This is a genomic window from Vibrio sp. 1288, assembly GCF_033344475.1.
Map to the genome: position 1 here is coordinate 1 of NZ_JAWPOX010000031.1, position 12362 is coordinate 12362.

Annotated in this window: 23 protein-coding genes; 3 read left to right on the forward strand and 20 right to left on the reverse strand. The window is 51.8% G+C overall.

What is annotated here, in order from left to right; genetic code table 11:
* Positions 1-239: 239 nt before the first annotated feature.
* Both R8O11_RS19065 and R8O11_RS19070 read right to left on the reverse strand, forming a co-directional pair.
* Complete coding sequence (locus tag R8O11_RS19065) at positions 240-710, reverse strand: hypothetical protein (RefSeq protein ID WP_347880240.1); 471 nt, start codon at positions 708-710, stop codon at positions 240-242.
* A gap of 29 nt (positions 711-739) precedes the next feature.
* Positions 740-1228 carry a DUF1643 domain-containing protein gene (locus tag R8O11_RS19070; RefSeq protein ID WP_001273096.1) on the reverse strand — a complete coding sequence of 163 codons (489 nt, stop codon included), beginning with the start codon at positions 1226-1228 and terminating at the stop codon, positions 740-742.
* A 96-nt stretch (positions 1229-1324) separates the two neighbouring features.
* Here R8O11_RS19070 and R8O11_RS19075 point away from each other — a divergent pair, with 96 nt between their 5' ends.
* Positions 1325-1660 carry a hypothetical protein gene (locus tag R8O11_RS19075; RefSeq protein ID WP_000683476.1) on the forward strand — a complete coding sequence of 112 codons (336 nt, stop codon included), beginning with the start codon at positions 1325-1327 and terminating at the stop codon, positions 1658-1660.
* A 14-nt stretch (positions 1661-1674) separates the two neighbouring features.
* On the opposite strand, the gene R8O11_RS19080 is transcribed toward R8O11_RS19075, so the two are convergent.
* The 4 genes from R8O11_RS19080 to R8O11_RS19095 form a co-directional block, all read right to left on the reverse strand.
* Positions 1675-2145 carry a hypothetical protein gene (locus R8O11_RS19080; protein ID WP_001281821.1) on the reverse strand — a complete coding sequence of 157 codons (471 nt, stop codon included), beginning with the start codon at positions 2143-2145 and terminating at the stop codon, positions 1675-1677.
* Positions 2138-2509 carry a hypothetical protein gene (locus R8O11_RS19085; RefSeq protein WP_000516916.1) on the reverse strand — a complete coding sequence of 124 codons (372 nt, stop codon included), beginning with the start codon at positions 2507-2509 and terminating at the stop codon, positions 2138-2140. The genes R8O11_RS19080 and R8O11_RS19085 overlap by 8 nt, the downstream gene beginning before the upstream one ends.
* 10 nt (positions 2510-2519) lie before the next feature.
* Entirely contained in the window at positions 2520-2714 is a 195-nt protein-coding gene (locus R8O11_RS19090; RefSeq protein ID WP_000343597.1) for a hypothetical protein, read from the reverse strand.
* Between the two features lie 340 nt (positions 2715-3054).
* On the reverse strand, positions 3055-3603 hold the full coding sequence (locus R8O11_RS19095; RefSeq protein ID WP_001061574.1) for a transcriptional regulator: 549 nt from the start codon (positions 3601-3603) through the stop codon (positions 3055-3057).
* 162 nt (positions 3604-3765) lie between these two features.
* Between R8O11_RS19095 and R8O11_RS19100 the strand changes: the two genes are divergently transcribed.
* Positions 3766-4116, forward strand: coding sequence for a type II toxin-antitoxin system RelE/ParE family toxin (locus tag R8O11_RS19100; protein WP_000270043.1), 351 nt, complete (start codon positions 3766-3768; stop codon positions 4114-4116).
* A 4-nt stretch (positions 4117-4120) separates the two neighbouring features.
* The gene (locus tag R8O11_RS19105) at positions 4121-4423 is read left to right on the forward strand and encodes an XRE family transcriptional regulator (RefSeq protein WP_000124640.1); all 303 of its coding nucleotides are present in this window, start codon (positions 4121-4123) and stop codon (positions 4421-4423) included.
* Positions 4424-4449: 26 nt separating this feature from the next.
* Here R8O11_RS19105 and R8O11_RS19110 read toward each other — a convergent pair whose 3' ends face one another.
* From R8O11_RS19110 to R8O11_RS19175, 14 genes are all read right to left on the reverse strand, one after another.
* Positions 4450-4743, reverse strand: a complete 294-nt coding sequence (locus R8O11_RS19110) for a chromosome segregation protein ParM (protein WP_001239997.1) — start codon at positions 4741-4743, stop codon at positions 4450-4452.
* A gap of 87 nt (positions 4744-4830) precedes the next feature.
* Positions 4831-5103, reverse strand: coding sequence for an HU family DNA-binding protein (locus R8O11_RS19115; protein WP_001043047.1), 273 nt, complete (start codon positions 5101-5103; stop codon positions 4831-4833).
* Positions 5104-5160: 57 nt separating this feature from the next.
* Entirely contained in the window at positions 5161-5688 is a 528-nt protein-coding gene (locus R8O11_RS19120; protein ID WP_001236377.1) for a thermonuclease family protein, read from the reverse strand.
* 230 nt (positions 5689-5918) lie between these two features.
* On the reverse strand, positions 5919-6776 hold the full coding sequence (locus R8O11_RS19125; protein ID WP_001167032.1) for a hypothetical protein: 858 nt from the start codon (positions 6774-6776) through the stop codon (positions 5919-5921).
* A complete protein-coding gene (locus R8O11_RS19130; protein ID WP_001447532.1) occupies positions 6763-6990 on the reverse strand; it encodes a hypothetical protein in 228 nt (75 codons plus the stop codon). Before R8O11_RS19130 ends, R8O11_RS19125 begins: the two co-directional genes overlap by 14 nt.
* A gap of 2 nt (positions 6991-6992) precedes the next feature.
* Complete coding sequence (locus R8O11_RS19135; protein ID WP_000210756.1) at positions 6993-7511, reverse strand: nitrite reductase; 519 nt, start codon at positions 7509-7511, stop codon at positions 6993-6995.
* Positions 7508-7954: a Fe3+-siderophore ABC transporter permease gene (locus R8O11_RS19140; RefSeq protein WP_000919345.1), complete on the reverse strand. Its 447-nt coding sequence runs from the start codon at positions 7952-7954 to the stop codon at positions 7508-7510. The genes R8O11_RS19135 and R8O11_RS19140 overlap by 4 nt, the downstream gene beginning before the upstream one ends.
* Positions 7954-8313, reverse strand: a complete 360-nt coding sequence (locus R8O11_RS19145) for a hypothetical protein (protein ID WP_000422768.1) — start codon at positions 8311-8313, stop codon at positions 7954-7956. Before R8O11_RS19145 ends, R8O11_RS19140 begins: the two co-directional genes overlap by 1 nt.
* Before the next feature lie 56 nt (positions 8314-8369).
* Positions 8370-8798 (reverse strand): hypothetical protein, encoded by a 429-nt coding sequence (locus tag R8O11_RS19150; RefSeq protein ID WP_000591074.1) that lies wholly within the window; start codon positions 8796-8798, stop codon positions 8370-8372.
* Between the two features lie 33 nt (positions 8799-8831).
* Positions 8832-9692 (reverse strand): DsbA family protein, encoded by an 861-nt coding sequence (locus R8O11_RS19155; protein WP_000139698.1) that lies wholly within the window; start codon positions 9690-9692, stop codon positions 8832-8834.
* Between the two features lie 15 nt (positions 9693-9707).
* On the reverse strand, positions 9708-10667 hold the full coding sequence (locus R8O11_RS19160) for a S49 family peptidase (protein ID WP_000829616.1): 960 nt from the start codon (positions 10665-10667) through the stop codon (positions 9708-9710).
* Positions 10667-11521 (reverse strand): hypothetical protein, encoded by an 855-nt coding sequence (locus R8O11_RS19165; protein ID WP_000539392.1) that lies wholly within the window; start codon positions 11519-11521, stop codon positions 10667-10669. Before R8O11_RS19165 ends, R8O11_RS19160 begins: the two co-directional genes overlap by 1 nt.
* 4 nt (positions 11522-11525) lie before the next feature.
* Complete coding sequence (locus R8O11_RS19170; RefSeq protein WP_001370730.1) at positions 11526-11819, reverse strand: hypothetical protein; 294 nt, start codon at positions 11817-11819, stop codon at positions 11526-11528.
* A gap of 10 nt (positions 11820-11829) precedes the next feature.
* Positions 11830-12303: a hypothetical protein gene (locus R8O11_RS19175; protein WP_000057877.1), complete on the reverse strand. Its 474-nt coding sequence runs from the start codon at positions 12301-12303 to the stop codon at positions 11830-11832.
* Positions 12304-12362 lie beyond the last annotated feature (59 nt).

Genomic DNA, 12362 nt, shown 5'->3' on the forward strand with positions numbered 1-12362 from the left:
GGTAAGCAGAGTTTTTGAAATGTAAGGCCTTTGAATAAGACAAAAGGCTGCCTCATCGCTAACTTTGCAACAGTGCCTTTTCAACACAAGCGTGATCATCGGTGCATCCGCACCCTATACATTTAGCAGTGAGCATAAGCGCCTCCCCAAGTAAATTAACAACATCATAGTATCATTATGTGATGCTGTAAATATTAAAAAGAAAGCGGCCATAGCCGCCCTTCCGAAGTAATTTTCCTTTAGTGGTTGTCTTGGCCCTGTTTCCAAGCGACGAATGCCTGCACTAGCGGTACGCCATCATCACTCAAGGCATTCCCTTCTATCCATCCGCCTCGTATGACGACAGACTGCCCTGATTCCAAGCCAAAAGGTTCCCACTCAGAAGCCACCGGGGAACCGTCCACCAGCAGGTCGAGATCTTCAATCCATTTATCCCGGCCATCCAGAGTTTTCCAAACTGAGTCATCGACCCAAAAGGCCTTGATTTGTTCTGGTGTGGCATTGGTCCAATCGTTGTCTTTCCCGTCAGCAAGTGAAAGTACAGAGTCAACCGTTTGCTGCCAGTTCGGCCAATCTTCTTCGACAACAACGCAAGTAAGCGAGCTCTTGCCATTTGCTCTGCGGCCATCATCAACCTTCCGGATCAGCCTTTCCAGTGTCGCCAGCTCCTCATCGCAGAGCACGGCCTGTGCATCGCTTATCTTTGCCACGAAGTAACGTGCTTCAAGCATCGACATAATTATTTTCCTCCCCAGGGCACAAGTTTTGTCGAATATCCAAGCATTAGTGGGTGCTTCGGGTCCCCCGAACCAGTCACGCCAAATGCCAATACCGGCTTCCCAGATGCAACGAGCTGCTCTAAAAGCCTGTCCAAATGAACATGCAAAGACTTAGGCAGCTTAGTTCGGCTCCCCCAGCAGGGCACCAAGACATCAGCATCCCGAATAATCCTTTCCAAGTGGATTTCATTTTCAGGCCCGACAGGATCAACCGCCGTAGCCAGCTCTCGAACGTCGGTCGCCCGAAAAGCAAAAGCATTACCGACTATGAATCGCCTCCCTCCGTTGACCTTGGTAAACCCTATCCACTTTCTGACCGTGTGATCGTCCTCGGTGGCCGTGGCCGTAGAGCCGTTTACACCAAAATAACCGAACACAAGGCCTTCGGGTTGCACATCCCTTTCCAGACGGTATCTGTACATGCCGCACTTGCTGATAATTGCACTCAAAGTGTCACCTCTTTTTGAATGAAAAATGCCCTTTCACAGTTGCATTTTTTAATGCTGTGATAGGATAAAAGTGTAAGTTGAAAAGGAGAGATGACCATGAAACATGTACTGAATATCGCGCTGATGGCTGTTGTTATTCTTGGCCTGGCTATGCTTGAGGCCACCAACTGGGGTTACGCAGTGCTGGCTATCCCGGCAGTGATTTGGGCCAAGTCGGTGCTCAACCTTCTGCACAAACTGCCGGTTCTGGCTGCTGCTTTTTGGATTCTGGTTGCTGTTTTCGCGTGGCAAGCGGCACTTGTTGGTATCCTGTTCTATGGCGTACTTGCGACCCCTAAAGCGCCAGCAAACACCAATGGCAAGAAAAGCCGAAAAGCCAATCTGATGGGCACTTACAGCTACGACTTTAAAACCGGCGAATGCTTTAGCTAAGACTGGCTCCACGGTTATTTCTCCTCAGCCTTCCTGATGGGCGCTCTCAGCGCTCTCAGGACAGCTTCTTCAAGAGCTGCGGCCCCTGCCCTATCACGTCGCTTTGTTAATGCCCCATATTGCTTCCTGATGGGTAGCATCAGCTCTTCGAGTTCATTGCGCTTCCTATCGTCGGCTTCAAGTTTCTCGCTTCGCGCCAAGGCTTCGGCTTGCTCGCTTTTTGCTTGCCACTCTATCTTGTCGCCTTGCACTTCCCATGCTTTAACGTAATGAGCATCATCCAGACCTTTTGCTCCGTTGTCCGAAAACGAGGCCCCTGAGTAAATGCCACCGACAACCCAGCGCCTTTTGCTTTTTCCCTTTGAGAAATACATCTCACGGCCTAAAACACCATCGCGCAAAGTGGCTACCGAGATAAATAGCCCAGCGTCCCCTTTCCTAAAGCCGCAGAACACAAACTCAAGCGGTTCGTATAAATCACTCATGCTGATCACTCCGAAGAACAGACAAGACCTTCTCAGCTCGCTCCTGGAGGTCTATGAGTTCGGCAGCATCATTACCGCTCAATGACATGTCCCCGCCATAGAGGCGATACTCAACGCTGTCCATCGCCTGGCGAAGCAATCCTAGAAGAGCATTCACGTTTGCCGGTGTTGATAGGGCGACGGCTTCACCTTTCAGCTCACGTCCATTAAATTCCGACCACTCGGCTATGCCTGTCAGTTCGCAACAATTTGAGCAGGACATACTGGCAACATTCTGGGGATCGTCTGGACAGTGTTCATTGATGACAAAGTTCATCTCGTCACTGCCGCACTTTCCACAAATGATGTGTACTTTTTTGCCCATGCTGCTGCCCTTAGTGGAGAGTCTGCTCTTCCACAACAATCATCCCGTCAACCAAGCTGATTGTGGCGGGACCGCAGTTACCCAGCACCTCAGCTTTGACTCCGTTGTTCAACGCGACATAAAGCCGTCTCGCCCCGTTGGTGACGCGGATGCCTTTCTGGTCGAGTTGTTCAAGCATTTCTTCGTAGGTAATTTTTTCGTCCATCAGTTCTCCTCAGCAAGGATCTCGTCGATGAGGTTCTTTGCTATCAATCTGGCATCCAAAGGGACAGCCAGGCTGTCAATTCTGCCTCTTTCATGGGCAACAATGAGTTGCGCCTTCCAAGCTATCCCGGAAAGAGAAGCATCAGGTTCTTTACCTGAGCTTCTCATACATCTTGCGTTTCGGTACGCCGCCAGCCACTCAGGTCTGGTTGAGTTATAACGCCCAAGGCCAGCTTTTCGTTGGAAGCACATTCATCGCGCACCTTTACAGATTCATTTTATGATACTGTAAACAATAAAAAGACACCTTGCAAGACTTTCACATGTGAAAGTTTTCTGGTTTACATCTGCTCGCTTGGATCAAACCCCAAAGCCTTGCACACGTCATCCAGGTCATCGAGCGTGAAGAATCCCAGCGTCAGTTCCCCGGAGCGCTTCGCGGGGTTATAGCGAACTTTGATAGGCCTACCCGTAGCATCGCTCATCAGGGTCTCCAGGCGCTTAATGTCTGCATCCCTGTCCACTTCTTTGCCCTTCGCTATCGCCTCAAATTTATGAACCGGTGTCCTGGTATGCAGGAGATCCCTCAGGAGCTTTTCTCTCTTGCTGAAAGGTAACTTAGCCACGGCCCTCACATGCCCCAGGGTGATCTTGCGTGGATTTCTGAGCCAGAGTGTTAGCTCTTCCTCCGATAGCGTACCGGCGCGTTTCAGGTGTGTAACCGTATAGACCTTCTCAATACCCAGATCCTCTCTGATCTGACTGTTTGAACGCCCCTCTCCGCTTAGGAACGCGACCACATAGGCCTTTTCTGCATCAGTCATGCCTGGATGCTGGTGGTAGTAGTCAATGGCTTCTCTTGCATCGAGCAGTAGGGGTAGGTTGTTCATTCAGGACACCTTTTAGTCACATGACTATATCGAGGCTTATTCTACCCCCTATTTTAGTCACATGACTACTTACTGACATTTCGGCCCCCATCGCCGCCGATTTTTCTTGATTATAGGTTTGAATCTATATAGGATTGCACCTATATTAAGTAAGGAGAAATCATGTGGGTCATCGAGACAACCGACACCTTTGATGAGTGGTTCGATGCTCTGGATGATACCGATAGAGCAAACGTGCTGGCTTCGATGATGGTGCTGCGAGATAGAGGCCCCATGCTGTCGAGGCCATACGCGGATACTGTTAACGGTTCATCCTACAGCAACATGAAAGAGCTTCGGGTCCAAAGCAAAGGAGATCCTATCAGAGCGTTCTTTGCGTTCGATCCAAAGCGTAAGGGGATTCTTCTCTGCGCCGGTAACAAGACCGGGGACGAGAAAAGGTTTTATGAAGTAATGATCCCAATTGCAGACCGTGAGTTTGCGGCGCACTTGGATAAATTGAAGAAGGAGTGACGTTATGGCAAGAACTCTTGACCAAATGCTGGCAACAGAAAAGCCTGAGGTTGTTGCCAAAGCACAGAAAGCGGCCACTGAGATGTTACTGAACATCCACTTGGCAGAGCTTCGTGATCGCATGAACCTTACCCAGGGGGAAATTGCTGCATCTCTGGGTGTGAGACAGCCGACAGTCTCCGAGATGGAAAAACCTGGACGAGATCTCAAGCTGTCGTCCATTAAGCGGTACGTTGAGGCCTCCGGTGGCAAGCTACGCCTCGATGTTGAACTTCCGGACGGCACCCACTACGGCTTTGCCGTTTAACTCGATACGCCCCGTTATGGGGCGTATTACTTCTCTTGCTCTTCTTCCAGCCGTTTTCGGTATATCTCTCCTGCACGTTCCCTGCCATCGTCGGTCAGCCTAAAGGCCAGCTTTAGAGAAGCATTCCGGTACTTGTTCAACAGGCCGTTCTCCACCAGCGTGTGGCATGACGTTCGGAAGTTCGTTCCATGAATACCGCTCTGGCGAGCTGAATTGATCATCTCCAGTATTTTTACACCTGGTACAGGCTCGGCTTTTCCACCGGCCTCAATTGCGTATAGAATGAACAAAACGTCTTTTTGAGTTGACGACAATCTCATCCCTTCCCCTTATTCATGTCTGATATGAATAAGGCTCCCACGAAGGAGCCTTATGTAAACCTTATTCATGTGTCACATGATTAAGATCTAGTTCACGGAGTCTTTCAACCCCTTACCAGCTTTGAACCCAGGAATGTTGGCCGCCGCGATCTGGATGTTCTCTCCAGTCTGGGGATTCCGCCCGGTTCGCGCTGCGCGTTCCTTAACGTGGAAAGTACCAAACCCAGTGAGCGCTACTGTCCCACCCGCTTTAAGCTCCTCTGTCACTGAGTTGATCAGCGCATTTACCGCAGCTTCGGCCTTTGCTTTGCTAATGTCAGCGTCTTCGGCCACTTTCATAATCAGTTCACTTTTGTTCATCGTTATTCCTGTTTGTTTTCTTGGTTACTGTTTACACCTGCATACTCTGGGGTGTGGTTAGTGCTTTCTTCGCCACTCCCAAGGGGGAGTTCTCTCCGATTCCGGTAATGCCCAGAGACCTCGCTTATCGGCTTTGGCTTCGGCCTCCAGCTTGAACAGCTCCGGTGTTTTGGCGTACTGCCGGTACACCCACGCACTCCCAGAACGGACCATTTCGGCATTGACCCATTTGCCATCGACATAAAGGTTGGCGACCAGACGGCCATAACGGTCTTTGTCGATTTGCTCGACTTTAATCATTCGACCAAACACCAGATCGGACAACGCCTGTTTCGCCTTTGAGCCGTAGGGTTGTTTCTTCTCTGGGGTGTCGATTTCCGCCAGCCTTACCCGGTACTGGATTTTGCCGCTCCGGCAATCTTTCCCGGAGTCACAGCTTTGTTCAGTCAGGACCTTGACCGTATCACCGTCAGACACCCCCACAACCTTCGCAGTAAAGGTTTCTGCCCATACCTGAGGGGCCACCACCAGCATGGCTACCAGGAACGCTGAAACCCCCGTATTTTTCACAAAACCTAACCTCATAATCACTCCATCCAAATTACTTTTTTTTCCCAGCCGGTAGAGCCTTGGCCCAACAGAGCCTTGTTTCATCCACCTTGCTGTCTACGATTCGACAGGCATCCCAGTTAAGAGATGACCAGTGAGCAATGGCAGAGGCCAACCAGTACCACGGTGCCGTAAACACCGGCTGGCCCCCTTCCTTCGTTTTAAATACCTGGTATCGCATGTTGATCCTCCTGTTTGGGTGAGGCTTAGGCCTCGTAATAGAAATTTTTTGTGTCCGGATAGGGTTTAAAGCAATGAGCCGTGGCTCTCCCCAGGGAAAGCACTGAAGCCTCAGCTTCCGGCGCTTCCTCAGTGTCTTCACGAAATTCCCCGCCAAGTTGCTTCACCCATTCGGCAGCGAGCTGCACACCTTCATCAAAGGGAACTTTGTTCTTTTGAAGCACATCCAGATAGGAAAGCAGCAAGCAGTGAGGCGTAATGACGGCGGTGTTCCAATCGGTTGCGAGCCGTGTTTCGTCCATATCTGCATACCAGGCATCAACCTGATGTTTCAATCCGATCTCGGCCATCATGCCGTGCTTACCGGCGACCTTTCTGCCTTCCTCTACCACATCAACCGGGGCGTCCCAGTAGAGGACTCCCCCGTCCGCTTCTTGGGTCGCACAGGTTGCACCTTGCGGCCAATGCCTCCGTTCCATAACGAGCTCGCAGAGCGTTTGGTTGCCTACAGGAGCCTTGTAGTCCTCATCGAGATTCACCACGATGGTTTCCGGCTCCTGTTCAACCGGTGGCAGGTATCTGGCGACCAGAGGCATTGTCAAAATCACAGCCCCATCCATGTGAAAGGATGTTGGAGCCTTCACTATTCGGTCCATTACCCAGCACCAAGCATGAAGCAACCGATCCTCTACCTTGTCGTCAGCCTCAATCTCTTGAACGAACTGGTTGAAACGAACCTGACTATCCAGAAACAGGCCTGTGCTCTGACACTTATCGCTGATCGTATGAATGAGCTCCGCCTGCTCCAGAAGCATTTCTCGGGTGACTTCCTCCACATCACCAAATGCGTCAAACAACTTTGTCATGTAGTCACGAATTTGCATGTTCTTCCCCCTCGGCATCGAATTGCTTTGCAAGCTCAGGATCACCGGCCCAGCGAAGGGCGTCTCCCATATGCGTGAAAGCGCGTTTATTGTTATCCTGCTTATTCACCCTGACCGGCGTCTTTTGGTCACGAGGCTGTAGTAGCCAGTACCCGGCCTCTTCCCTGATTAGTTCTGCGGCCACCAGAAAGCCGTTCTTCGTTGCAATGATCATCATCAGCTCCCGTGGTTAAGCCAGTAGGCATAGATAGTGATGGCAAGGCCTCCCGCGAGCACAATGACTGCGGCGGTACGCTGGACCCACTTCGATGCACCAAACCGCGCCAGGTGTCTCCCCAGGAACTGGAAAGGTGCTGTCTTTCCGATAGCGCGAATCACCCAGGAGATTGCCAACAGAAGGATGGCTGTGGCCGGGTATATACCAACCCCTAAGAGATTCATCTCTCCGACCGCGAGCTGATAGATGAATGCCAACAGCATGGCTACCGCAGTCAATACAGCTACAACCTTGGTCCCGTTTCGCCAGTCCCACGCTCGACGTGCGTCACTGGTAAAACTCACCATCGAGACAAGGAACGGCATAAATGGCAGGTTCATGCTGGTGGGTTTATCCATGAATGCGTCAAGACCCACAAACATGGCCGTCATCACCACATAGAACAACAGGGCGGGGACAAGCATGTCGCGTAAAGACCGAACCTGGTTGGCGTTCGCGTTTTGAGTATTCGTCGTCATTGTGTTTGCCCCTTCAACATTCCCCATAGCTGACGGTGAAGATCAGCGATTACCTTGTACGTCCCCTTCACTGCTGGTTGCTCAAGGGTCTTGAGCATCCACAAAGCAATAAACAGGCTGGAAAGCAGTGCCACCACCAACTGGATGTTGTGGCTACTCAAATAGACGGCATAGCCGTTTAGGCAGGCACTCAATAGCAACCAGACCCTGGCCGTCATCAGCCCCCAGCGGTGATAGGTCACGAGCAGGTAGGCTGTTACGACAGAACAGAGTGTCATGGCACCAGAAGTGGCTAGGTAAACGACCCATGTACTGGCCTCGCCAGTGACGTAAGTGCCACCAACGGAGAAGGACAAGCCAAAGATCCAAATTGCTGCATTCCGGAGTAGGGCATCAACAATGATGTAACTAGCAGCGAGATTGATAATTCCGCGTTTTAGCATTACCCCCTCCCGTTATTCTGATACCTGCCCAGCTCAGCTCTGAGCCTATTAATTTCTTCCGTGGCTTCGGCCAACTGCTCCCGATACTTCTTGAACTGCTGATATGAATGCCAGGACTGTCCTTTCGATACTGACTTCGTGATGGCGGCGACCTCATCCGGCGTCAACCGGGTGAGCTGCTCTTCCGGATAGATCAGGATGGTGTTGCTGTCCCAGTCAAAGCCTGCGTGAATAGCTTTCACCCCCACTGTAGGGGTTCCACCAATCCCACCTGGCTGGTGGATGACAAGCCTCAAAGGCGCTGAGGCCTTGTGTGGATGAAGGCTATCGAGAGCCTCTTTTGCTTCTTGTAACTCCATAGATTCACCTCATAGTGAAATCAGGCCCCGGAGAGCCTGACTTTCACATGTGAAAGTTAATTTGCCTTCTGCTGTCTGGCAGAAACCCTCAAGGCCAGCGCCTTTTGCATGTCGGGCTGCTGGAAACGCACCTTGGTCCGATCAGGCCAACTGTCCATTTCATTGCACCGCAGGGTGTCTATGGCCGCATCACGGTAAACCTGATAGAAGTCGGTTCCACCTATGGAGTTAATTGCCATCATGGCGGCAAACATCGGGTTACTGTTCATGACGCTTGTAAGAGTCTCGGGGGTCATTGGGGTGTCGCATGACTTGTTGAGGGCAACCAGCAGGTCATTACCAACCAGGGCACAGGCAGCGCATACCTGTTTGGTATCATCCAAGGCCTTCGCGTATTCGTTGTTTGGCTGAGGGACGCTTGAGCAAGCCGACAGGACAAGCAGCCCCGCCAGAAGGCATCCCAATTTAGTTGTAATCTTGATCATCAGTTCTCACTCCACTTTCACATGTGAAAGTTTTTATTGGTTCGCGGAGTCGTCTTGTTGCGACTCAATCATCATTTTTCGCATCACGGCCATGATGGCTTGCGCCGGTTGAGCGCCGCCGAGAAGCTGGCTCTTGCCGGTATGGTTGTCCACTACAAAAGTGGCTGGTGTCCCGTTGACGCCATAGCTCTTGGCTTTCTGGATGTCAGCTTCAACCTTGTCTTCGTACTTTCCTGAGCCGAGGCACTCCCGGAACGCATCCAGATCAGCACCAACACCAGTGACAACAGAGGCCAGGTCAGCAACACCGCCACCATTCCCCTGGGTATGGTGGAAAATGTCGTTAACGAAGACCCAGAAGCCACGGTTGCCCTTCTGCTCAGCAATACATTCAGCGGCCAGAGCTTCCTTGTGAGCTGCCGGGTTATGGAAATCGAGAGGCATGTGCTTCCACTGCCAATTCACATTGCCTTTGCTGGCATCCACAATTTGTTTGGGTGTGTCGTGGAATCGCTTGCAGAATGGGCACTCCATATCGGAGAACTCCACCAGCGTGAACCGAGCACCAAGGTCCCCGTAGATGTGTTTGCCTTCTTCGACCTTCTCAGGTGCTGCCTCGAACTGGGCATACTTCTGATCGATGTCGGCTTGTTGTTTCTGCGCGACAAACTTGTTGATGCTTTCGGCCACAGCAGCTTCAAACTCTGCCTTGCTTTTGAAGGTGACGCCTTCGGCATCCTTCACCTGGTTGACCGTAGACTTCACGTTGGCGATCTCTTGCGCCAGATCCTTCTCTTTCACGAACTGGTAGATCCCGAACCCGGTTCCTACGAGCCCCAAAAGAATGGCGGCAACAACCCCGAGACGTAGTGATTTGGTACTTTGTTCTGTCATATCAAACTGCTCCTATCAGTAAACTTTCACAGCGCTGAGTTCTTGCACGAAGGAACTGGCTTCGAGCTTCGCTCGTTGGGTCAGTCGCCGGATGATGTCTTCGGTTGGTGTGTAGTCCACCAAGTTGCTCTGGTGGATGACGTCTCGCGCCACGGAGTTCAAACTACCCAGGCCATCAATCAGCCCAATGTCTTTGGCCTGCTCCCCGTTCCAGAGCAATCCAGAAAACACCTCTGGGTCGTCTTTCAGTCGATCACCCCGCCCAGCCTTCACTCGTTCGATGAACTGCTGGTGGGTTTTCGATAGAACGCCCTCCCAGAATTTCTTCATGTCAGAGGTAAGAGGGGAGAATGGGTCGAGAAGCGCTTTGTGCTCTCCGGAAGTGATAGCCCGGCGCTCGATGCCGAGCTTGTCCATCAAGCCGGTGAATCCAAACCCCGAGCTGATGACGCCGATAGAACCGACAAGGCTGGCGCGGTCAGCATAGATTTCATCCGCAGCAGAGGCGATGTAGTAACCGCCAGAGGCACCGATGTCATCAATGATGGCGTAGACCTTTTTCTCCGGATGAAGGGCTCGCTGCGCCTTCACTTCGTCATAAATCCGTCCTGCTTGAACCGGGCTACCGCCAGGGCTGTTTATGCGAAGCACGATAGCTTGTGAGTTCGGGTTGTCGAATGCAGCTTGGATGGACGGGATAAGGTGATCAGCATCGGCCAGAGTGCCAGCAGCAATTTCACCACGGATGTTGATATACGCGGTGTGAGGGGCTCCTGCCTTGGCGCTTTGCCACGGCATCCCACCCGGATTAGATGCCAAAATGATGAAGCCGATCATGAGAAGCACGAAACCAGATGCGCGAAGCACACGCAACATGGTCCGCCAGCGCCGGTCTTTCACCTGCTCTTTATGCAGGGTGAACATGTACTTCTCAATGAGTTCTTTCTCCCAGGGGATCTCTTTGTTTTCTGCCATTAGTTTTTCCTTTTGCATGTTTCGATTATCAGTCCCCAGAACTCTTCATCAGCGCTATCAGCCCGGTCTTTGACTTTCTGGTAAACAAGGTTGGTGTTGAGCTGATGCTCACGACAGAACTGAGCAATGTTGCTGTAGGTCCTGTCCAGATAGGTGAAGGGTTTCCCTTTACCTTTTTTCTTGGCGAGGATGAGCTTCCACTCATCATTGGAGAGTTTGTCTGCGGCCTTCCCGGTGTCCGCAATGCGCCTACGCACCGTTACCGGATCAAGTCCATGTGCTCTGGCTATGCTGGCAACGCAGTTGAACTTCCGACCGTCAATCATGACAGTAGGCAAATCACCAGCGGCAGCCTCCTTGAATCGGAAACCTCTGTAACCTGGTTTGAAGATCCCAGGAGCAAGTTGCTCACGGAACTCGATTGCTTGTTCTGACCTGACAAACTTGCTGTCGATTTTGCCGAGCATGTACTTAGCCCGAGCGATTACCTGGTAAAGCGTCTTCTCCAGGAGCATGGCGTCAGCAGCTCGACTCGGAAGACCTATGTCGTCTTCTTGCTCGATACCCAACATTTCTGCATGGCTGGAGCCTTCTGCATGTCGGAAACAGCCGTCGTACTCAAAAAGAAAGGAGGCCAAACCTCCTCTCAGCTTTGCTTTGAACCGGGTGTTGGCCGCGTTCTCTGGCGCTGGTGCCAGCTCGGACACTTCAAGCCCTAAATTTGCGGCCAACTTCCGCAGGTCTTCCTCTCCAATTCGGCATCCAGGCTGCATAACCTGCGCCAGAGCAGATTCATCAGCACATCCGCGTTCTTTCAGCTCAGCCAAGAGGTAGGGAACTCGTACTACCCCCATAAGCTCAAGCTCCCTGAATCGCGTGGACCACCAGCTCACAGAGTTTCCCGTACACAGGAGCAAGGCAGAGTGAAGCCATCACCATGCCAAAGGCTTTCGATGGAGCCTCTTTGGCGAACTTGGTCAACCACGGCATCATGCCGCACAGAGCAGCAACCATAGCGCCAGCCACCCCCAGGGAAGGGAATGCCATCACTTGGGCCAGAATGAAGAAACACTGGGCGTATGCCGCATGGGTCATCGCCTTCTTATCTGCTGCCGTGAACTCCACGGCATCTACGCTTTTGACTTTTTCCATCACATTGTCCTCATGCAACATCAGGTTTTCCGAAAAATTTCTCATACACTTCGAGGTCGAAGGCCAGCATGGTCTTTGCCGCCTTTTCACTAAGCTGGTGGAGGCTAAGCATCTGAACCTTGTCAGTGCCGGTCACTTGCAGATCCACCGCGAACCACGTCCCACCTTTGGTCACGGCCAGAACTTGCACCGCCCAGGGCTTATCCAGTCGTTCGGGCGGAGTGATCATGTTCGACACTTTGGCGACCGTCGCGGTTGAACCTACCCAGTGCTTGTCGAACGCAATGACGTTCAACGCTTCAAACGCATCCTTCGCAGCTTTAAACCGGCTCCGGACAGCATCTTGTTGCTTCCAAGCCATGAACTGGAGAAGGGTCATTCCACCAGCCATAAGGGTGAGAAAACTCAAGCCATTGGCGGCAGCTACGACCGTCGCTACCAAGGACCCCAACATGACGAAGCGGTTATGTTTAAGCTGGGCCACTATTCACCTCCTATACCAACCAGCGTACAGGACTTTTCAAAAATGCAACCCCGCCTAGC